The sequence below is a fragment of the Rhizobium ecuadorense genome (genome assembly GCF_001187535.1).
GTDB classification, from domain to species: domain Bacteria; phylum Pseudomonadota; class Alphaproteobacteria; order Rhizobiales; family Rhizobiaceae; genus Rhizobium; species Rhizobium ecuadorense.
Window position 1 is genome coordinate 1 of the sequence record NZ_LFIO01001447.1, and the last position, 207, is coordinate 207.

At 68.1% G+C, this 207-nt stretch carries 1 pseudogene; it reads right to left on the reverse strand.

The window, feature by feature from the left end:
* Positions 1-207 (reverse strand): annotated as a pseudogene (locus AF337_RS30200) (MFS transporter); the annotation flags it as partial.

Below are 207 nucleotides of genomic sequence, written 5' to 3' on the forward strand. Positions count from 1 at the left end.
GTGCCGCCCAAGGTCGAGGCGCGGAACGTCGGGTTCTTGAACAGGTTGAGGTTGAGGATCGGCGCCGGGTGCCGCTTGGCATGGTGCACGTAGAGGACGCCGCAGCTGAGGCCGATCAAGGTGGCGGTGACGCCGATGATCGGGGGCAGGGCCGGCAGACTGACCACCGACAGGCCGAAGACGACGCCCGCAGCCGATAGCGAGGTC